This is a genomic window from Limnobacter sp. SAORIC-690 (assembly GCF_002954425.1).
GTDB lineage: Bacteria > Pseudomonadota > Gammaproteobacteria > Burkholderiales > Burkholderiaceae_B > Limnobacter > Limnobacter profundi.
The window spans coordinates 1,019,465-1,038,981 of record NZ_MQVZ01000001.1 but is presented as its reverse complement, the minus strand read 5'-3'; the positions used below and the strand labels follow the sequence as shown (position 1 = coordinate 1,038,981).

16 protein-coding genes are annotated in these 19,517 nt (G+C 52.5%); 8 read left to right on the top strand and 8 right to left on the bottom strand.

The annotated features are described in order from the left end of the window. Nucleotide 1: 1 nt before the first annotated feature. The 4 genes from BSZ31_RS16685 to def all read right to left on the bottom strand — a co-directional run bounded on the left by BSZ31_RS16685 (nucleotide 2) and on the right by def (nucleotide 3,798). Entirely contained in the window at nucleotides 2-604 is a 603-nt protein-coding gene (locus BSZ31_RS16685; RefSeq protein WP_146106603.1) for a hypothetical protein, read from the bottom strand. Beyond that, nucleotides 601-2,166, bottom strand: a complete 1,566-nt coding sequence (gene dgt / locus BSZ31_RS04900; protein WP_105029752.1) for a dGTPase — start codon at nucleotides 2,164-2,166, stop codon at nucleotides 601-603. The genes BSZ31_RS16685 and dgt overlap by 4 nt, the downstream gene beginning before the upstream one ends. Nucleotides 2,167-2,302: 136 nt before the next feature. Further along, complete coding sequence (gene fmt, locus BSZ31_RS04895) at nucleotides 2,303-3,262, bottom strand: methionyl-tRNA formyltransferase (RefSeq protein WP_105029751.1); 960 nt, start codon at nucleotides 3,260-3,262, stop codon at nucleotides 2,303-2,305. A gap of 26 nt (nucleotides 3,263-3,288) precedes the next feature. Further along, nucleotides 3,289-3,798, bottom strand: a complete 510-nt coding sequence (gene def / locus BSZ31_RS04890) for a peptide deformylase (RefSeq protein ID WP_105027794.1) — start codon at nucleotides 3,796-3,798, stop codon at nucleotides 3,289-3,291. A 95-nt stretch (nucleotides 3,799-3,893) separates the two neighbouring features. On the opposite strand from def, the gene dprA reads away from it, so the two are divergent. Together dprA and BSZ31_RS04880 are read left to right on the top strand one after the other, a co-directional pair. Next, nucleotides 3,894-4,982, top strand: a complete 1,089-nt coding sequence (gene dprA, locus BSZ31_RS04885; RefSeq protein WP_105027793.1) for a DNA-processing protein DprA — start codon at nucleotides 3,894-3,896, stop codon at nucleotides 4,980-4,982. A 121-nt stretch (nucleotides 4,983-5,103) separates the two neighbouring features. Then, nucleotides 5,104-7,668 (top strand): DNA topoisomerase III, encoded by a 2,565-nt coding sequence (locus BSZ31_RS04880; protein WP_105027792.1) that lies wholly within the window; start codon nucleotides 5,104-5,106, stop codon nucleotides 7,666-7,668. Nucleotides 7,669-7,696: 28 nt separating this feature from the next. Here BSZ31_RS04880 and mnmC read toward each other — a convergent pair whose 3' ends face one another. After that, nucleotides 7,697-8,791, bottom strand: coding sequence for an FAD-dependent 5-carboxymethylaminomethyl-2-thiouridine(34) oxidoreductase MnmC (gene mnmC / locus BSZ31_RS04875; RefSeq protein ID WP_168426851.1), 1,095 nt, complete (start codon nucleotides 8,789-8,791; stop codon nucleotides 7,697-7,699). 114 nt (nucleotides 8,792-8,905) lie between these two features. Between mnmC and BSZ31_RS04870 the strand changes: the two genes are divergently transcribed. Further along, the gene (locus BSZ31_RS04870; protein ID WP_105029750.1) at nucleotides 8,906-9,334 is read left to right on the top strand and encodes a YeeE/YedE family protein; all 429 of its coding nucleotides are present in this window, start codon (nucleotides 8,906-8,908) and stop codon (nucleotides 9,332-9,334) included. A 28-nt stretch (nucleotides 9,335-9,362) separates the two neighbouring features. Continuing rightward, complete coding sequence (locus BSZ31_RS04865) at nucleotides 9,363-9,773, top strand: DUF6691 family protein (RefSeq protein ID WP_105029749.1); 411 nt, start codon at nucleotides 9,363-9,365, stop codon at nucleotides 9,771-9,773. Here BSZ31_RS04865 and BSZ31_RS04860 read toward each other — a convergent pair. The 3 genes from BSZ31_RS04860 to BSZ31_RS04850 all read right to left on the bottom strand — a co-directional run bounded on the left by BSZ31_RS04860 (nucleotide 9,756) and on the right by BSZ31_RS04850 (nucleotide 13,701). After that, the gene (locus BSZ31_RS04860; RefSeq protein WP_105027790.1) at nucleotides 9,756-11,960 is read right to left on the bottom strand and encodes a CHASE domain-containing protein; all 2,205 of its coding nucleotides are present in this window, start codon (nucleotides 11,958-11,960) and stop codon (nucleotides 9,756-9,758) included. The two genes, BSZ31_RS04865 and BSZ31_RS04860, sit on opposite strands and share 18 nt — an antisense overlap. A gap of 88 nt (nucleotides 11,961-12,048) precedes the next feature. Beyond that, nucleotides 12,049-13,053, bottom strand: a complete 1,005-nt coding sequence (locus BSZ31_RS04855) for an MBL fold metallo-hydrolase (RefSeq protein WP_105027789.1) — start codon at nucleotides 13,051-13,053, stop codon at nucleotides 12,049-12,051. 66 nt (nucleotides 13,054-13,119) lie between these two features. Then, complete coding sequence (locus tag BSZ31_RS04850) at nucleotides 13,120-13,701, bottom strand: cytochrome P460 family protein (protein ID WP_105029748.1); 582 nt, start codon at nucleotides 13,699-13,701, stop codon at nucleotides 13,120-13,122. Nucleotides 13,702-13,979: 278 nt separating this feature from the next. On the opposite strand from BSZ31_RS04850, the gene BSZ31_RS04845 reads away from it, so the two are divergent. The 4 genes from BSZ31_RS04845 to BSZ31_RS04830 all read left to right on the top strand — a co-directional run bounded on the left by BSZ31_RS04845 (nucleotide 13,980) and on the right by BSZ31_RS04830 (nucleotide 19,469). Continuing rightward, entirely contained in the window at nucleotides 13,980-14,531 is a 552-nt protein-coding gene (locus BSZ31_RS04845; RefSeq protein ID WP_105027788.1) for a cache domain-containing protein, read from the top strand. Between the two features lie 10 nt (nucleotides 14,532-14,541). Next, nucleotides 14,542-16,188, top strand: a complete 1,647-nt coding sequence (locus BSZ31_RS04840; RefSeq protein WP_105027787.1) for a methyl-accepting chemotaxis protein — start codon at nucleotides 14,542-14,544, stop codon at nucleotides 16,186-16,188. Between the two features lie 116 nt (nucleotides 16,189-16,304). Next, nucleotides 16,305-17,693: an alkaline phosphatase PhoX gene (locus BSZ31_RS04835; protein ID WP_240605650.1), complete on the top strand. Its 1,389-nt coding sequence runs from the start codon at nucleotides 16,305-16,307 to the stop codon at nucleotides 17,691-17,693. Nucleotides 17,694-17,726: 33 nt separating this feature from the next. Continuing rightward, nucleotides 17,727-19,469, top strand: a complete 1,743-nt coding sequence (locus tag BSZ31_RS04830; protein ID WP_105027785.1) for an alkaline phosphatase — start codon at nucleotides 17,727-17,729, stop codon at nucleotides 19,467-19,469. The last annotated feature ends 48 nt before the right edge of the window (nucleotides 19,470-19,517 follow it).

The window sequence follows — 19,517 nt, the reverse complement described above, 5'->3', positions numbered from 1 at the left end:
ATCACTCGGGATGACGGTGACTCAAAAATTGTTGCCGCATGATACGCGGTAACTCAAGGTAGTAATCCGTATTTTTTGTCCAGCGAAGGGCAGAGTAGCCAGCAATTAATCGATGTCCGATCCAACGTGGATCAACTGTCGGAGGTAATCCCTTTTGATTTGCGAGCAACAAGGCGCCTAGTGTCGCAGCCCAAGTGTCCACATCAACCAGTGTTTTAGCGTATCCGTGAAATGATCGTCCGCTGCTATACCACTGGAATCGTGAATACAATTCACCCAAAAAAGGACGAAGCTTTTCCAACTGAGCAGGAGAGCCAGTAGACATGTCGATTAGTGGTACATGCATTACACGTCCTCTAGCCAACTTGACTTGGGAATGAAACGCAAGCTCACAACCATGTGGTGTGTCATCAAGAACTCGAGACATCTCGATGGGATCCAGAAATCTTGCGGTAGAGACATTAAATTCTTTGCGTGGATCTTCCAATGATTGCGGAAGATATCGGTAATAACTGAACCCCAAGCTTTCAATCGGATCAGGCCACGCAGCGACTAGTTCTCGCACAAACCAATAAGGGTGCTCAGATGAGAAGGGGGCATTCATAAGCGCATACCAGACAAAGTACGGTAAGTTGTCATAGCGAAATCATCTGTCATCCCAGAAATAAAATCGACAACCAAATGTGCTCTTAAATTCCACTCAGAAAACAAAAAGTCAGAGGACTGAGTGTTCGGAAATTTGATATTCAACTCTTTTAAGTCGTCTTTATAAACGTCGATATAGTTCTTAGGCAAAAGAGCGATGAATTTACCTTCTAAAATAATTGGCTTACCACTTGAATCTTTCTTGTCGGAAGCAAGTGCACAATTAAATCTGTCAAGACTTGACTCTAGCAAGCATGAATATTTTTCTAAAAGACCAGAAATCGCCGTGTAACCAGCAAGCTCGACACGCTGAACTGATTCATGACCGTAGACATGTTCTCGACAGTGTTGTTTTAACAATCCAAGAATTATGCTCGCAGAAGAATTATCTTCAAGTAGTGATCCAGCTATACCATCAAGAATTTTTTGATGATTTCCCAGATACTGCTCAGCGCAATATTCAACGATTATTCGATTTAATTCCGTTCGAAAATCAATGAAAGTGTAAATTTCCTTTTTATCACTTTTACCGTCAGCAGCAAAACCTAGAACCCGATCAATACTCTGGTAATATTTATCTTTCAAGGCATGATCGAGATGCTTCCATTGCTGAAATATTTCATTTAAAGCTTTTTGTTTATCGAGCAACCCCTTCTCTATAGAGTCTTCTAGATCGCTGATACAATAAGCTAAGTCATCAGCAGCCTCCATGATGTAAGCCAAGGGAAACCGCTGAGGATTGTCATATCCAAATTGATTCCAAACGTTTTTAACTATCTCAGCTTCTGTACTAAAAAAACCAGCCTTTTTGGTAAACTGATTTTTGCTTGATTGATTCTTTCGTTGCTGAAAATCACCGATACAACCAGCTTTATTAATTTTATGGCTTACATCTCCCAAAGATGAGATCTCAGATTGACGTATATATTTGAGAAAAGAAGCAATTGATGTTTTTGTAAGATTTAAACCAAATGGATCCGTATTTCGCTGCAGTTTAGTAACAATTCGCAATCCCTGCGGATTTCCATCAAACTCATAAAAATCTGCGAGTGCGGCTTTTGTTCTTGTATTTAAAGTTTTTTCGTCAAAAATTTGACCAAGCGACTTTTTAATTGCTTCCGCACCACATTCTCGAAACCAAGTTGATATGGCCGCTTCGCCAAAATGTCCAAAAGGTGGATTGCCAATGTCATGCATCAAACATGCTGTTTCAACAAAAGTAACTATTGCTTTGCATTCATCTTCAGTAGCCAGTTTATGTTCCAGTAATTTTTCAGTTACTGAATCTGCAATGTAGCGCCCCATTTGAGAAACTTCAAGTGAGTGTGTTAGTCGACTACGAACAGCAGCATTTGGCTCCATCGAGAAAACTTGAGCCTTTTGTTGAAGACGACGAAAAGCCGGACAAAATAAGAGTCGACCACGATCACTTTCTGATTCCAACACTATGTTTCGCCCTGAGAAGGACGACTTTCGTAAGCGAGAATTCGAGAGAAGTTTGCTGTATGGTGTATTGGCCATTTCTACGCTTTTAGTTGTACTGCTGGCTAGTTTTTTGGATATCAAGCGATAACCTTCGTAATCAATTAAAGAATTTACAATAACGAGTTTATAATTGAACAGTATGCGCAGCACCCTGTGATAAAAATTATCAGGGTTAAGAACTTAAAAAATTACCAACACTAAAACCCAAAGCCTGTGCTACCTGCTGCGCAGGTTGGCGTTTGCTGCCGGCCTTCTGAAGGGTTCGAATACGCAACACACCCTGCCCACATTGCACCTCTATGCCTGCGGAATCAACAGACAAAACCTCGCCCGGTTTACCCATCAAGCCAGCCAACGCGACAGTTTCAGGATCAAAACACTTCAAGAGTTCACCACCCCACGTTGTGTTTGCACCAGGAAAAGGGTCGAAGGCACGCAGTGTACGCTGAAGTTCAACTGCACTGCGATGCCAGTTGATCACGCCCTCCGCTTTTGTGATTTTCTCTGCGTAGGTCACTCCCACTTCAGGTTGTGGAACCAGGGGCAGTGTTGCCACCTGAAGGGAGTCCAGCGCCTCTACCAACAAATCACCGCCCAGCTCGGCCAATTTGTCGTGCAGGGTGGTGGTGGTGTCGGTGTGTTCAATCGGCAAGGCCCGCCACAGGCGAACGGGGCCGGTATCCAGCCCGGCTTCCATTTGCATGATGCACACGCCGGTTTCAGCATCGCCCGCCTCAATACACCGCTGAATGGGGGCAGCGCCACGCCAGCGCGGCAGCAAGCTGCCATGAATGTTCAAGCAACCCAAGCGCGGAGCATCCAAAACAGTTTGCGGCAAAATAAGCCCGTAAGCCGCCACAATCAACACATCCAGGGCTTGACCATGTACGGCGGTTTTCAAGGCGTGCAAGGCGTGTTCGGCTTCCTCGCCTTTTTTCAGACTGACCGGTTGCAACACGGGGATGCCATGTTGCTGTGCCAGCTGTTTAACAGGGGAAGCCTGTAACTTCATGCCCCTGCCAGCAGGGCGGTCGGGTTGGGTCAGTACCAGGTGCACAGGGTAACCGGCAGCAATAAGCTTCGCCAGCGCAACCCGAGCAAACTCGGGTGTGCCAGCGAAACCCACATTCAGGGTTCGATTCATGGGGGGTTGGGCGATCAAGCGGTTTGAAGCTTTTCTTGCTTCTTCATCTTGGTTTTGATGCGGGTTTGCTTCAACTGCGAAAGGTATTCAACAAACACCTTGCCATTGAGGTGGTCAATTTCATGCTGAATACACACGGCAAGCAGCTCGTCGCAATCAATTTCAAACCACTCACCCTTCACATTCTGTGCGCGTACCTTCACCGTGTCGGGGCGTTCAACCTTCTCGTAAATGCCGGGCACGGACAAACAACCCTCTTCGTACACCTTGCATTCTTTGCTGGCGTCGATGATCTCGGGGTTGATGAATACGGTCAGGCCCGATTTGTCATCGGTGACATCAATCACGATGATTCGTTTGTGCACATTCACCTGCGTAGCGGCCAGGCCAACGCCAGGCGCATCGTACATGGTTTCTGCCATGTCTTGAGTCAGCTTGACAAGCGCGTCATCAAACTGGGTGACAGGGGTGGCAACCGTTTTCAAGCGCGGATCCGGATAACGCAAAATTGGGAGTAAAGCCATGCTTTCAAAAAACCTTCACAGTCAACACCAAAAGGATATACCTTCTGTGGCAAAAATAGTTCGCAAATTCCATCACTTGTTGCTCGGCGCTTTGCATGGGTGAGCTACTCAAGGCCATGAACCTGGCTTACAACACAACCATCAAAGCGCGTGCACGCTACGAGCTGGCCCAACAAGGCCCAGGTTGCAGTTTACCCGCCCCATGCGAAGCAGTCCGGCTTTGGCATGCACTGGCCAGCACTTGGTTGTTGCAAAGCAACAAAAGATTCTGGGTGGGCATTCACAGCCCGGCTTACCCGCAAAGCCTGCTTGCACTGAAAGACCCGCCGCTGATTCTGTTCGGTGAAGGCCGCCTGGATTTGTTGAAAACCCGGGGCATCGCGATTGTAGGCAGCAGAAATGCCACACGCACCGGCTTGAGCAACGCGCAGGGTTTTGGCAAGGCTTTTGCGCAAGCCCAATGGGTAGTTGTCAGCGGCTTGGCCGAAGGCATTGACGGTGCAGCACACGCGGGTGCACTTCAGGCCCTGGGTGCCACCATTGCCGTGCTGGGTTGTGGGCCTGACGAGGTTTACCCCCCGCACCACGCCGGTCTTAAAAAGCAGATTGTCGAACAAGGTGGTTTGGTGTTGTCCGAATACCCACCCGGTACCGCGCCGCAAGCTGGCTTTTTCCCCCGTCGAAACCGCATTATTGCTGGCCTGGCCGATGCACTGCTGGTGGTCGAGGCAGCCATGCGTTCAGGTTCCTTGATTACAGCCCGGGTTGCCAGTGAACTGGGGCGCCCGGTAGGGGCCATTCCTGGCTCCATTCACAGCAGCCAAAGCAAAGGCTGCCACGACATGATCAAAAAAGGCGCCTTGCTGGTAGAAACAGCCCTGGAGTTGATGGAAGAAGCCAAGGCCAGCCTGCCACAGTACAAGTTGCTCAGCGTGTTGCAAGAAGATGACAGCGATTGCCACACCGAAATGACCTGCACCGTGGACACTGATGCTGAACCCGATGAAGAACTGGGCCGGGTATTGCAACACCTGGGGCACGACCCGGTGCACACGGACACATTGGCCCGGCAATTGGGTTTGGACACTGAAGACACCCTGGCTGCACTGACCGAACTGGAGTTGCTGGGGCTGGTGCTGGGTGAAAGCGGTAACCGCTGGGTGCGTTCAAATGGTGTATTTTAAAAAAGGCCGTTGCAACAACAGAATTGAAGATTCTAGAGAAAGCCTTGATTTGTTGAAGGACTGACACTTACACTTCGGCGCACAAGGCCTTGAAATTACACACACCGACGAGTTGGACTAATTGAGTAGCGAAAACCCCAAAAAACTGATCATCGCGGAAAAACCCTCCGTGGCCGCTGACATTGCGCGCTCCCTCGGTGGTTTCACCAAACACGACGATTACTTTGAAAGTGATGAGTACGTGCTGTCATCGGCCGTGGGCCATTTGGTGGAAATCAAGGCGCCCGACGAATTTGAGGTGAAGCGGGGCAAGTGGAGTTTTGCCAACCTGCCCGTGTTGCCAACACACTTTGACCTGAACCCGATTGCCAAAACAGAATCGCGCCTGAAGGTGCTGAACAAACTGATTAAACGCAAAGACGTGGTCGGCCTGATTAACGCCTGTGACGCGGGCCGGGAAGGTGAGCTGATTTTCCGCCTGATCGCGCAATACGCGAAAAGCAGCAAGCCGGTTGAACGCTTGTGGTTGCAATCGATGACACCCGCAGCCATTCGCCAGGCCTTCTCGAGCCTGCGCAGCGATGCCGAGATGATGCCACTGGCCGATGCTGCGCGCTGCCGCTCGGAAGCAGACTGGCTGGTGGGTATCAATGGCACACGTGCCATGACTGCATTCAACAGCAAGGAAGGCGGGTTTTACCTGACCACGGTGGGCAGGGTACAAACCCCCACACTGGCCATTGTTGTGGAACGCGAAGAGAAAATCCGCAAGTTTGTGCCGCGCACTTATTTCGAGATTCGCGCCAGTTTTGGCGCGCAGGCTGGTGCCTACGAAGGCAAATGGTTTGACCGCGACTTTAAAAAAGCAGAAGACCCTGAGCAACGTGCAGACCGGCTGTGGGACGAAGCAAAAGCCAAAGCCATTGTGGCTGCCTGTGACGGCAAGCCCGGCACAGTAGAAGAAGAAAGCAAACCCACCACGCAAATTGCGCCTCAGTTGTTCGATTTGACTAGCCTGCAACGCGAGGCGAACAGCCGTTTTGGTTTTTCAGCAAAGAACACCTTGGGCTTGGCGCAGGCGCTGTATGAAAAACACAAAGTGTTGACCTACCCGCGTACTGATTCAAAGGCCTTGCCCGAGGATTATATGGGCACTGTGAACCAAACCCTGAAAAGCTTTGTGGGTCTGGATTCAGGCCACATTGCCGGTGCGTATGGGCAGTTTTGTGAACAAATCCTGAAAAACAACTGGGTCAAGCCCAACAAGCGGGTGTTCGACAACAGCAAAATTTCAGACCACTTTGCGATTATTCCAACCCTGCAAGTGCCAAAAAACCTGAGCGAACCCGAAGCCAAGCTATACGACATGGTGGTGAAACGCTTCCTGGCAGTATTTTTCCCGCCAGCGGAATTCAACGTCACCACACGCATTACCACGGTTGAAGGCCACCCCTTCAAAACCGAAGGCAAGGTGCTGGTGAAGCCGGGCTGGCTGGCCATTTACGGTCGCGCAGCCGCTGCTGCCGGCGATGACAGCCTGGTGGCTGTGGATGCCGGTGAAAAAGTAAGTACCGACGAAATTGATGTACACACCCTGAGCACCAAGCCACCTGCACGCTACAGCGAAGCCACGTTGCTTTCCGCCATGGAAGGCGCCGGCAAATTGGTGGAAGAAGAAGAACTGCGCGATGCCATGGGCACGAAGGGCTTAGGCACGCCAGCCACGCGCGCTGCCACCATTGAGGGTTTGATTAACGAAAAGTACCTGGTGCGTGAAGAACGCGCTTTGGTACCCACAGCCAAGGCGTTCCAGCTACTGACCCTGCTGCGTGGCTTGGACGTTGAAGAACTGACGATGCCTGAGTTGACTGGCGAGTGGGAGTACAAACTTTCCCTGATGGAAAAGGGTGAGCTCTCACGCGAACAATTCATGCAGGAAATTGCCAAGATTACGCAGAACATTGTTGACCGTGCGAAAAACTACACAGAGGAAACCATTCCTGGCGACTACGCCACACTGGTGACACCTTGCCCGAACTGCGGCAGCGTGGTGAAGGAAAACTACCGCCGCTTTGCCTGCACAAAATGCGAATTCTCGATCTCGAAAGTGCCAGGCGGGCGTCAGTTTGAAGTGGCTGAAGTTGAAAAGCTGTTGCAAGACCGCGAGTTGCCAATGCTCGATGGTTTCCGCAGCAAAATGGGCCGCCCGTTTGCCGCTGTGCTGAAGCTGACTGATGAACACAAGCTGGAGTTTGACTTTGGCCAGGCCAAAGACGATGACAATGGCGAACCCGTCGACTTCTCTGGTGAAACCCGACTGGGGCCATGTCCCAAGTGTGCATCCAATGTGTATGAACAGGCCACCAGTTATGTGTGCGAAAAATCAGTAGGACCAAGCAAAAGCTGTGACTTCCGTTCAGGCAAGGTGATTTTGCAACAACCCATTGACCGCGAACAGATGGAAAAACTGTTGCTCGACGGTAAAACTGATTTGCTGACACGGTTTGTTTCATCGAAAACCCGCCGTGCGTTCAAAGCGTTTTTGGTCAAGAAACCCGACGGTGCGATTGGTTTTGAGTTCGAGGCAAAAGCCGAGAAGAAGCCTGGTGCAGCCAAAGGCAAAACTGCGGCCAAGCCAGCGACAAAAACCGCAGCCAAAGCCAAGGCTGCCAAAGAAGCGTCATGAATTTTGCGTTTTGAACGCTTTTTAAAACTTACGCCCTCGCCGCGCGGGGCGTAATTTTTTTCAAGAGTTTCGACTCGATTGGGCTGCCCTTGAAGTAGTCAGCCACCACACACCCACCCAAAGCCGCCCATAGCAACCCACGGGATCCAAAGCCGGTGCTCATGTACACCCCCGGCATGTTCGGCACGGGGCCGATGGCGGGCAGGCGATCGTGCCAAACCGATCGCACTGCGCAGCGATGATCAAGCAACTCTCCAAGTGGTAACTCAGGAAATGCCGCCTTGAACCGGGCGATGTTCAACTCATCGGCCTCGGCGGTGGGGTTCAAGTGCAGCACAGGCCGCTCGTAAGTGGCCCCCAAAACCAACCAGTCTTCAGCTGCTGGAGCAATCGCATAACTTTCACCCGACAACACGACACCCGGTTTTACTGCACACCGAAGTTTGCTGATTTGGCCTTTGACAGCATTTGCGCAAGCACCGGGGATCGGTGCCAATTCAAGTGAATTTTCAGCCACACACACCACCACCGCCGCGTGTTGTTCCCGCAAGGGGCCTATATCGCCAATGGTGCTGTTGTAATGGGTATGAAGCAACTCACCACAGGCCTGTAGATTGGCCGCTACCCAACGGGCTGGTTTCACCCAACCACCTTGCGGGAAAAACAGACCACTCAAGGGTGTGGGCAACAGGGCATTGGGCTGCGCCCAGCGCACCAGTGTTTGCGGAAAATTCAACAACTCCAGTGTTTCACGCGCGCGGTCGGCCTCTTCAGGTGGCACGGTTTGCAAGTGCCCTGGGGTGTCCCAATCGACGCCTTTTTTCAGCAAACCTTGTGCGGTCAAATCCTCAAGCGCCAGCAAGGTGTGTTCAAACCCCAAACGTGTCAATTGCGACAAGGGCGAATCGCCACGGGTAATGTGGGGGTGAAAAGCGCCCACCCAGTTACCGGAAGCACCCGCTGCGGGGCCGCTGGCTGAATCATGCAAGTGCACCTGCACACCCAGTTTGCAAAGCGCCAGCGCCACACTACTGCCCGCAATGCCCGCACCAATTACCGCGACCGTTGAAGGCGGATAAAGCACAGGGAACAGGGCTTGGGAAGGTGTTTCCGAAGAGGGCATGAGGTTATGTGGGCAACAAGACAGACGCCGCATTGTAACTCACACCTATTCTGGTGATTATTTTTTGCGCATGATAATATGAGCGAGTAATCATACTTAATCGGGATCACGATGTTGACTGTCAATTGGGAGGCTTTTACGCCCTACCCGGCTTTGTTCGGGGGGTTGTTGATCGGCTTGTCGGCCGTCATGCTGATTCTGTTGACTGGCCGCGTGGCCGGGATCAGCGGCATAGTGGGCGGTTTGCTCAAGCCGCAACTCGGAGAAATGCAGTGGCGACTTTCCTTTGTACTGGGCATGGCCGCAGCACCCTGGCTGTACCAAGCAGTGGTGGGAAGTTTTGAATTTGAAAGCCCACGCGGCACGGTTGCATTGGTTGTTGCTGGGCTGTTGGTGGGTTACGGTACACGGCTGGGATCGGGCTGCACCAGTGGGCATGGCGTGTGTGGGCTTTCACGCCTGTCGCTGCGTTCGCTGATTGCCACGGGTGTTTTCATGGTCACCGGTTTCGTGGTGGCCTCAGTGCTTATGCATGTTATTTGAGGGAAACTAAATTGTGAAAAACAACAACATGCGTTTTGCCGTGGCAAGCGGCCTGGCAGGCTTGGTTTTTGGTTGGGGCTTGATCATCTCGGGCATGGCCAACCCGGCCAAGGTGATAGGCTTTCTTGATCTTTCAATGCCCTGGGATCCTTCACTAATGTTTGTGATGGGCGGTGCAATCGCCCTTGGGTTGCCCGGGTTTTTGTTGGCCAAGCGCCTGAAAAACAGCCTCATGGGCTTGCCCATGAATTTGCCCACCAACACCCATGTCGACAAAAAACTTTTGCTGGGTGCGGCGTTATTTGGCGCGGGGTGGGGCATTGGCGGTTTTTGCCCCGGCCCTGCAGTAGTGGCTGCGGCCAGCCTGGCCACCGATGGCCTGATTTTTATGGCTGCCATGCTGGTGGGCATGTTCGTATTTTCAGTGCGCGCCCAGTAATTGCCGGCTCAACACCTGCCGCAGTTTGGGCACGTCCACTGGTTTGCTTAAAAACTCGTTCATGCCAGCATTCATGCAGGCCTGTTCATCTTCCTGAAGGGCACCTGCGGTCAACGCCACAATTGGCAACAGACTGGCTGGGCCGGGCAACTGGCGAATTGCAATGGCGGCGTCAATGCCGTTCATCACCGGCATGTGAATATCCATCAACACAAGGTCGATCGACGAATCTGCACGCACGGCGTCAACGGCCATTTGCCCGTTGTCGACCAACAATACATCTGCTTTCATTTTTGAGAGCAAGGCTTTGATCACATGCTGATTCAGCTTGTTGTCTTCAACCACCAGTATTTTTTTACCCTGAAGTGACTCAGCCGCTGTGGGCAACAGGGCGGTTGAATCGCCCGTTTGTACAAACACGGTTTGAACCCGCAAGGTGAAACCAAATACGCTGCCAGCCTGCGGCACAGAGGCCACAAACAGTTCGCCACCCATTAACTCGGTCAATCGCTTGCAGATCGCCAAACCCAAACCACTACCGCCAAACCGGCGTGTGGCGGTGTTGTCCGCCTGCTCAAAGGGGCGGGTAAGGCGCTCGAATTCATTGACATCGAAGCCGATACCCTGATCGTGTACCTCAGTGCGAATTACTGCCTCATGCATGTCCAGCCTGTCGGCCTGCACTTTGACGCGCACCACGCCACTGTCAGAAAACTTGATCGCATTGTTCAACAAGTTCGATAACACCTGCCCGTAACGCGCAGGGTCACCTTTCACCATCAGTGGTGTCATTGCATCCATTTCAAGTTCAAGGTTTAAACCTTTGAGCTGTGCTTTTGCAGTAAACAGGCGCAAGGTTCTGCGCACCCTGTCATGCAAATCAAATTCAATATTCTCGATCCGTATTGAACCTGCCTCAATCTGCGAGAAACTCAGCACATCTTCAACCATGCCCAGCAATTGCTCTGAAGCCTCTTGAACCTGCTTCACATACTCTTTGGCCTGCGGATCTGTCAGCTGTTCTCCCAACAAAGTATTGAAACCCAGAATGGCGTTGAGCGGGGTACGGATTTCGTGGCTCATATTGGCCAGAAACTGGCTTTTCGCATTGCTGGCGCTTTGTCGCCTGCGCTGTTGCACCAAAGAATAGATGGTGAGAAACAGCATCAAATCAATTGCACCGCCGGCGAGCAAAATCAGGTTGGGCAGGGAGTTGTGAACATCCCGGTCAAAATCGGGTGTACTTTCAAAACGCGCGGTCCACGTCCGCCCAGACAACTCAACGGGGACTGTCACTGCATGGGTGTGATCAAACAGTTGAAGTTGCTGTGGGGTGTCAACACCACTGGCGGAATCATAAATCAGCGATTCCGGCACCATGCTTTCAGCGTCATACAATTGAAAGTGAAGAGGAATTTTTTCATTGCCCAACACATTCTGCATCAGATCCGAGGCAACAAAGGGGCTATACACAAAGCCGCGAATAGCCCGCCTGCGAGAATCGACCGAACTTAAATCTACACCTTGGGTATACACAGGCAGATAAATCAGAAAGCCCGGGGCGGGGTTTCTCTCGTCGCCCTGCTTTAACTGAACCAAACCCGACACGGTTGGCTGACCCGTGTCCATGGCCCGGCGCATGGCCTCGCGGCGTACAGGCTCGGAAAACATGTCATAACCAAAAGCACGCTGGTTGCGTTCATCAAACGGCTCGATCAGTGTGATTGGAAAGTAAACCTCGCGTTCACCAGGAGGGGTGACCGAATAATTTGGAAATCCCTCGGCACGTATGCGGTTTTCGTATTGTTCTAAAGTCTCTGGTGACACACGTTCGGCGAACGCGAAACCTTGCACGCCTGGCAACTCGCGTTGCAAGTTGAGCGAGGCCACGTACACCTGCCAGTGTTCTCGATTCACGCTGGTGTGCGCATCAAAAAAAGCCACTCCACCGCGCAAAATTTGTTGGTACTGATTGATCCGGCTCTGAATGCGCTCTTGGGCATCTCGAACCTCAAATGAAAACCTGTCGTTGGCGCGTTTCTCGATGGCTTGGCTGGACAACACCCAGCCCAGCGCAGTGATGACAATGGAAAGCACCAACACCAACCACGCGGTGACCTCGTTGTGAAATAGATCCGCAAAGTTCTTTTTATTGGCGTCGGTGTGCAGACTGCTGGGGTTCGGCATAGTTACTTACATTTCAGCGAATCGCGCTGGTCACGCATGCCACGCAGCATGCGGTTTTAGTATGCACTCAAACACCGGAAACTGTGGATCAAAAATGGACTATTTGCCATGCATCCAGCACATGAAGAGTCACGCCATCGCGTTCTGAAAACATCTTTAACAATTCAAGGGATCTCGGGAAGTCATCCAGCAACTTGGGCATGGGTTTTAATGCAAGCTGCTCGCCCTGTTTCATCAAGGGTTGGGTGAAATCATCCCAGTGAATCAGGTACACATGCTTAGCTCCAGTAGCGACCACCATTTCCCGCCAGTAATTCTCAATGTAGACGTCGCTTAATTTACCCAAACCACCCATTCCCAAAAACACATGCTTCACCGCAATGCCTTTGTTTTGGCCTTCAACATAACCCGCGCTAGGCTGAATAAGCGCGAATGGCCCAGGCCCCAGGCCGGGGTGAGACACTACAAATGAAAAGCTGATTCCTTCTTTGAACTGCAAGGCATGGGCCGGAAGAAACACAGGTTTGGTGTTAAACCCACCCGTGAATCCGGTGGGCGCATGGGCAGATTGAATCAACTGAATATCAAACTCGCCCAACTTCACGCGGCCACTGCCCGTAAAAGCATCTATTTGTGTTGTCGGCACATCTTGCCCTTTGGCAATTTGCAGAGTCGATTCCGAACCCACCACCCGCGCGCCATATTGTTTCGCCAGAAAAGGAGCATCCAGGGAATGATCGTAATGCGAGTGCGCCACCACAATACCACTCAAGGCACTGGGCATATCCAGACGCTTGAACATTTCTGCGGCCACTGCACCAACCTGGTTTTCATCAACGTTCAGTCGGGTAAAAGCAACTTCGGACAACGGTTGTCGCGAGAAAAAACCATCCACCAGCCAGGTGCTCTGCCCATCGGTCCAGGCCATAGACGAGGTTCCCAAAAACAAGGTTCGCACACTACCAGCGGGGCCTGGTTTCAACGATTCAGGCAACTGGACAGCGGGATAAGACTTCAGCAGGAAAACCAGAGCGCCCAGCCCCAGTAAAACGATTGCAGACAATGCATACAAAGCGAAACGCAGAATGCGCATGGAACACCCCAACAAAAAAGCCACCCGGCCTTGGGTGGCTTTTATTGTACGGAAATAGCCAGTGGTTTACTTGGTAACCAAAGCAGCCAGGTGGGCTTCTTCAACAGACATGGCTACTTTGCCAGCATGACCGTCCAGAATCTGGGCGCTCTTGCGTGTGTCAAAATATTTGTCGTAATGGAAAATGTAGTCTTTGTCGGCCAATGGCAGGTGGCAACCACGGCAGGTGGCGTAATCCGCTTTGGCGGGCTGGCCATTGGGTTCAAATGCTGCATACACCCAGTCGCCTGTCTTCATGCCTTCTGGCGCAGTGCTGCCCCAGTTGTTGCCCTTGTACATGACGAACACTTTTTCAAGACCAGCCTTGGTCATTTTGTCGCCGGTTTTGGTGGCTTTGTAAATTTCCATCACGCTCACGGTGCCATTGGCAAAGGCTTCGCCTTTCTTGGCGGCAGCGCCAGTGGGGTTGATGTAAATGTCACGAATGTGGCCAGTGGGCTTTTCGATTCCGGCCAGGAACACAGGCCAGGATTTGTAATCGGTGGGCTGGGCCAATTCACCGTCTTTCGGGGCTGGGCCAAACATACCGCCAGCCGCACAACCTGCCAATACAACAGCTGCCGAGGCAGCAAGCATCAATTTTTTCATTTTTTCCCCTTTTTGTTTGCGCAACAGTTGTTACCCGCTCAAACATAGCGCCAACCCTTGTTCTGCGCAACTGTTACGTCAAGTCAAACTCAGATGCAAGGGTTTACCCTATACCCCCTCCATTTGAGCCAACGAATTTTAGTAAGGCCTATTCCCGTTGCTTATCCATGAATTGTTTTCAGAATCAGATCCTTAATCTTGTTACATCCCCCTTGTGGCGGAAAAAATTTAACAAACAACTGATTGAGACCCACGCTCAATCCCATGGAGCACAACACATGAACCGATTCCAGTTTTTTGCAAAGGCCAGCTTGGCCACTCTCATTCTAGCCACTGGCAGCGCCGTATTTGCGGGCACCGCCAACGACGTGCTGCCCGAAATCAAGGCAATCGCCGCCAAACCCGAGGTGATTGCCGCAGTTAAAGCCCAAAACGGAAAAGGACTGACACTGGACGCCATCAAGGCGATGGACAGCAAGTGGATCGCTGCATCAGGCGGTTTGCCAGAGGGAAAAGCCATGATGGAAAGCCCAGTGTCCAAAGCCCTACTGGCTGCTGAAAAAGCCAAACCTTATTTCACCGAAACCATTCTGACCGACAACCAGGGAGCGAACGTAGCCATCAGTTCCATGACTTCCGATTACTGGCAGGGCGATGAGCCCAAGTTTGTAAAAGCATGGGCAGATGGCAAAGGCGATGACTACATTGCCCGTGCAAAAAAGGATGAAAGTTCCGGTGCGGTGGTTTCTCAGGTCTCGGTACCCGTGATGGAGGGCGGCAAAGCCATTGGCACTTTAACCATCGGCGTGAATCTTCAAGCCCTTCCATGAGCAAGTAGCCATGACTTCCTCTTTTATGAACAAAATCATCAATACCAGCCTGAATGTTCGGCTGGGTATTGTCATGGGCATACCCATTGCGGCCTTACTCGCCTTGAGTGTGTTTGCTGTTTATCAAATTCATGCCCTAAACCAGTTCAACCAGGAAAACACCGAAAAGCAGGTTTCCCTGCTAACGCAGGTGTCCAACTTGGGCAGTAAATCAGCATTGTTGGCGCGCGAAGCCCGCAATGTGATACTCGCTGATGAACAGGAGCGGTTTGATTTGGCCAAATCACGCATGCTGGCGCTGGATGCTGAAATTGATTCGCTGGGCCAAAGCATGCAAGCCAGCGCGCCTGCTGGCGAAACCCGCAAGCTGATCGAAACCATCAACACCGACAATTCAGCCTTGCACACGGTGTACCAAAAAGTGATTGAACAATCCGAGTTGGGTGAAGTACAGGCTGCCACCTTGATACTGCTGGGCGAAGGAGACCCCCTAGAACAGCAGATTGACAACACCATGAATGCCTTGAACTCAAACGTGAAAAGCACCATGGAAGCCGCAGCGGTCCGAGGCGATTCCGTGTTCCAGAATGCCCTGATTACCATAGGAATTGTGTGTATCGCCATTGTGCTGTTGTGCGGTATTACGGTTGGCATTGTGGCTTCGTCGCTTCGCAAGCAAATTGGTGGCGAACCCGCCAAGGCGCTCAATGTTGTGGCTACCATGGCGCAAGGTAACCTGACTCAGTCTGTTCCGAAATGCGAAAGTGGCTCGCTAATGGACGGCATGCAACAGTTGCAAGTGCGTTTGCGGGAAATCATCAAGCAGGTGTCACAGGCCTGCGGCACTTTCAAAACCGCTTCAAGCGAACTCGTGAACGTGGCGTCGGGTTTGTCAGGTTCTGCTGAAAAACAGGCCGACAGTTCCAACGCTACGGCAGTCAGCGTGGAACAAATGAGCGCCAGCGCCAAGTCCATTTCCGATTACGCCCACAAAACCGAAGTGCAGGCAAAACTGTCGGCAGACACGGCCAAAAACGGCATGAAACTTATGCAGGCACTGCAGGGCAAAATGAATGACATGGCAGGTCAAATGCAAACCACCACTCAGGAAATTGCTGGGCTTGTAGAACGCTCTGACCGAATCAACGGTATCGTGTCGGTGATTCAGGGAATTGCCCAGCAAACCAACCTGCTGGCTTTGAATGCTGCCATTGAAGCCGCTCGCGCTGGTGAGCAAGGGCGTGGCTTTGCAGTGGTAGCCGATGAAGTACGTAACCTGGCACAGAACACCGCCACGGCCACCGATGAAATTCGTACCTTGATCGGTGAAATTTGCACCTACTCAGAACGTTCCAACAAATCGGTGGAACAAGTGGGCGAGCACATGAGCGAAAACATGCAGTACGCCGACAAGCTTATGGGTGGTCTTCAGGAAATTGTTCAACACTTCGAGCAATCCGTTGAATATGCGCTGGCTGTGGCCAACTCCACCAAAGAGCAGGAAGCCGCCAGCATGGATATTTCCGAGCGGGTGAGCGATATTTCAGCATTGTCGGAACAACTGAAAATGGCCAGCATGCAACTGGAGGGGCAATCCCGCCAGGTGGAAAGCATGTCGGAAGATTTGCAGCGCGCTGTGTCTTACTTCAAAACTTAAAGGGCTGCACTTCAGTGTGACAAATCAGTGAATCGTCACACTGAAGATTGCTTCGGAAACCGAAACTCAGTATGGCGGGTATTACAGGTTGATGTTGTTCAATCTGGATGTATGCCATGCCGTTTTCACCTGCTTTGCTTCCCAATACCCGCCGACGCAATCTACTTAAAACTTTCTTGTACGGAGCCAGTGCCAGCACCCTTCCCTGGCTTACCGGTTGCGGCAGTGACAATCCCTCAGGTTCCGCCAGTGGCCGGGTTGGTGTCTCAGAGACCAACAGGTTTGGCGGCACAGCGCTGAACAACAACCAGTTTCGATTCCGAAACATTGGCCCGTTGGGCGATCCTGATGCCAACGGCGTGCGTACTGCCGCTGGTTTTTCCACCCGGGTAGTGGCCATCAGCAACCTTCCGCCTGTTTCAGGCGCGACACCTTGGCATATTTTCAATGACGGTGGCGGCGTGGTGCCCCGTGAAGATGGGGGCTGGATTTATTGCTCAAACAGCGAGATTCCAGGCTTCGGCACACTTGGTTTCACCGTACCTGAACTGGCACCTGTTGGAAATTTGCTCGAAACATTCAGCCCCGGACTGGGCGGAGCAAGCGCTCTTGTGTTTGGCCCCGATGGCACGATTGAAGACAGCTATCGAATATTACAAAACACTACTTTTAATTGTGCGGGCGTAATAACACCCTGGAAAACCTGGCTCAGCTGTGAAGAAATTCCGACCGGCTTGGTGTGGGAATGCGATCCGTTCGGTATTCAAGCCGCACGCCCACTGCCAGCTCTGGGGCTGTTCAGCCATGAAGCCGTAGCCATCGACAGCGAGCGCCGCGTGTTCTATATGACTGAAGACATGCCCGACGGCCGCTTCTACCGCTGGGTACCCACCGCGGGTGACTGGCCCGCTGGTGCCGAGCGCGCCAACATGAATCAGGGACTACTGCAGGTATTGAAAGTGGAGGGCGATGTGGCCAATGCATTGAATGGCCCTGTGCGCTACAGCTGGGTGAACGCAGCCAACCCAAATGCACCGCAAACCGAGAACCGCCTGCCCGACACTGCTGTGTTCGACGGTGGCGAGGGTGTGTGGTACCAGAATGACCGCGTGTTTTTTGCGACCAAAGGTGATGACCGCTTGTGGATGCTGAACACCACTGCACAAACCATTGAGGTGGTTTACGACATGGCCACCGCCACCGCACCCAACAACATTCTTTCTGGCGTTGACAACATCACCATGACGCCATTTGGTGAAGTGTTGGTAGCAGAAGATGGTGGCAGCATGCAAGTGGTGGTTGTGTATCCTGACGGCAAGCTGGTGCCGCTGCTGCAAATTGTTGGGCAAGACCAGTCTGAAATCGCCGGAATCGCCTTCAGCCCAGACGGCAAACGCATGTATTTCACCAGTGACCGCGGAGGCCCCAACGGGCAAGGCGGCTATGGGCTTGGGCTGGGCATGCTCTACGAACTGATGATTCCCGACACTCTACCCAACGCATAACAAACAGCTTCAAACTACCAAGGAATACACGCCATGTCAGGTCCACGCCGCAAACGCAGTCGAATTCAAAAACGCCCGGGCATTACCCGCCGCTCCTTCCTCAAAGGTCTTGGTATTGGTACCGCCAGCGTTGGCGGGCTAAGCCTGCTGCAGGGTTGTGGCAGTGACAACGATTCGACCACAGCAACCGATAACCGCACCACACCCAGTGACAACACCCCCACTCAGAATGTGCAGTTTCTGCATAGCATAGCCAGTGGCGACCCTGCCTTTGACAGCGTGGTGTTGTGGACTCGCATTACGCCTGAAAACACCAACCGCACCGTGGCTGGCCGGGTGGATGTGTTCAAGGACGAAGCGCTGACCATGTTTGTCAAATCCATGGACTTTCAAACCACCGCAGCGCAAGACTTCACCGTGAAGCTTATTTGCAACGGTCTTGAACAAGACACCGTGTACTTCTACCAATTCCGCAGCAACGGCAAAACCAGCCCGGTGGGCCGCACCCGCACAACACCCGCCGCCGGCAACAAGCGCCCGCTGAATTTTGGCGTGGTGAGCTGCTCCAGCCTGGCCCATGGCTTTTTCAATGCCTATGCCAAACTGGCTGAACGGGATGACATCGACGCCATCATCCACTTGGGCGACTACATTTACGAGTATGGCAACGGCCAGTACGGCAATGTCCGCGAGTATGAACCGGCGACGGAAATTATCACGCTATCCGACTACCGCACCCGCCACGCCCAGTACAAGCGCGATGAAGACCTGCAAAAGCTGCACCAGCGCTTTCCCTTCATCACCATTTGGGACGACCACGAATCCACCAACAACTCCTACCGCGATGGTGCAGAAAACCACACCGAAGGTGCAGAAGGTGTGTGGGAAGAACGCAAGGGTTTTGCCCAGCGCGCGTACGACGAATGGATGCCAATTCGCTTGCCCGAACCCGGTAACCGCGCCAAGATTTTCCGCCGCGTGCAGTTTGGCGACATGGTCGACATGTTCATGCTGGACACCCGCCTGTTCGACCGCGACCTTGAAGCCGCCACACCCATCAACCCCACCGATGGAGTTTCCAGCCAGCCCGACCGCACGATGATTGGTGAAGAGCAGTACAACTTCTTGATCAACGGCATGCGTGCCTCGCAAGCCCAGTGGAAACTAATCGGCAACCAGGTGGTGTTTCACCAGTGGATCATCAAACCCGGCTTGAACAACCCCGCACCTGCGCAATTGGGCGAGTTGCTTGCGCCGTCGGGCCTGAATGGCGACGCCTGGGACGGCTACAGCGCCGAGCGCCAGCGCATCATCAATGCCCTGCGCGGCGACGATGGTGGCGAGGCCATCAACAACGTGGTGATTTTGACCGGCGACGTGCACACTGCCTGGGTGGCCGACATCACGGACAACCCCAACCAACCGATTGATGCGGTAGGCGGCTACAACCCCATTACCGGGCAAGGGAGCGTGGCCACCGAGTTTGTAGTGACCTCTGTCACATCACCTGGCCTGGATCTGCCCAACCAGATCATTCAGGCCATTCGCTTGACCAGCCCACACATCAAGCATGTAAACGTCACCGAACGCGGTTACAGCGTGCTGCGCGTGGCTGAGGACAAAACCACTTGCGAATACTGGGCAGTCAGCACCATTCTCGAGCGCGGCGGCTCTGAAACCCTGTCTGCCACCTTCGAGGTAGCCGACGGTGCCAACCGCATTACGCCACAGGGAATTTACCCCGTGGACGTGGTCACCGGCCTGTTGGGTGTTTAAGGGTTTCTGGGGTAAGATCCGGGCTGTTTGATTGAACAGCCCGCAAAG

Bases quoted from the DNA above. Each gene is read 5' to 3' on its own strand.
- BSZ31_RS16685 (WP_146106603.1), bottom strand. From the start codon at position 604: ATGAATGCCCCCTTCTCATCTGAGCACCCTTATTGGTTTGTGCGAGAA.
- dgt (WP_105029752.1), bottom strand. From the start codon at position 2,166: ATGGCCAATACACCATACAGCAAACTTCTCTCGAATTCTCGCTTACGA.
- def (WP_105027794.1), bottom strand. From the start codon at position 3,798: ATGGCTTTACTCCCAATTTTGCGTTATCCGGATCCGCGCTTGAAAACG.
- dprA (WP_105027793.1), top strand. From the start codon at position 3,894: ATGGGTGAGCTACTCAAGGCCATGAACCTGGCTTACAACACAACCATC.
- mnmC (WP_168426851.1), bottom strand. From the start codon at position 8,791: ATGCCCTCTTCGGAAACACCTTCCCAAGCCCTGTTCCCTGTGCTTTAT.
- BSZ31_RS04865 (WP_105029749.1), top strand. From the start codon at position 9,363: ATGCGTTTTGCCGTGGCAAGCGGCCTGGCAGGCTTGGTTTTTGGTTGG.
- BSZ31_RS04860 (WP_105027790.1), bottom strand. From the start codon at position 11,960: ATGCCGAACCCCAGCAGTCTGCACACCGACGCCAATAAAAAGAACTTT.
- BSZ31_RS04855 (WP_105027789.1), bottom strand. From the start codon at position 13,053: ATGCGCATTCTGCGTTTCGCTTTGTATGCATTGTCTGCAATCGTTTTA.
- BSZ31_RS04850 (WP_105029748.1), bottom strand. From the start codon at position 13,701: ATGAAAAAATTGATGCTTGCTGCCTCGGCAGCTGTTGTATTGGCAGGT.
- BSZ31_RS04845 (WP_105027788.1), top strand. From the start codon at position 13,980: ATGAACCGATTCCAGTTTTTTGCAAAGGCCAGCTTGGCCACTCTCATT.
- BSZ31_RS04840 (WP_105027787.1), top strand. From the start codon at position 14,542: ATGACTTCCTCTTTTATGAACAAAATCATCAATACCAGCCTGAATGTT.
- BSZ31_RS04835 (WP_240605650.1), top strand. From the start codon at position 16,305: ATGCCGTTTTCACCTGCTTTGCTTCCCAATACCCGCCGACGCAATCTA.
- BSZ31_RS04830 (WP_105027785.1), top strand. From the start codon at position 17,727: ATGTCAGGTCCACGCCGCAAACGCAGTCGAATTCAAAAACGCCCGGGC.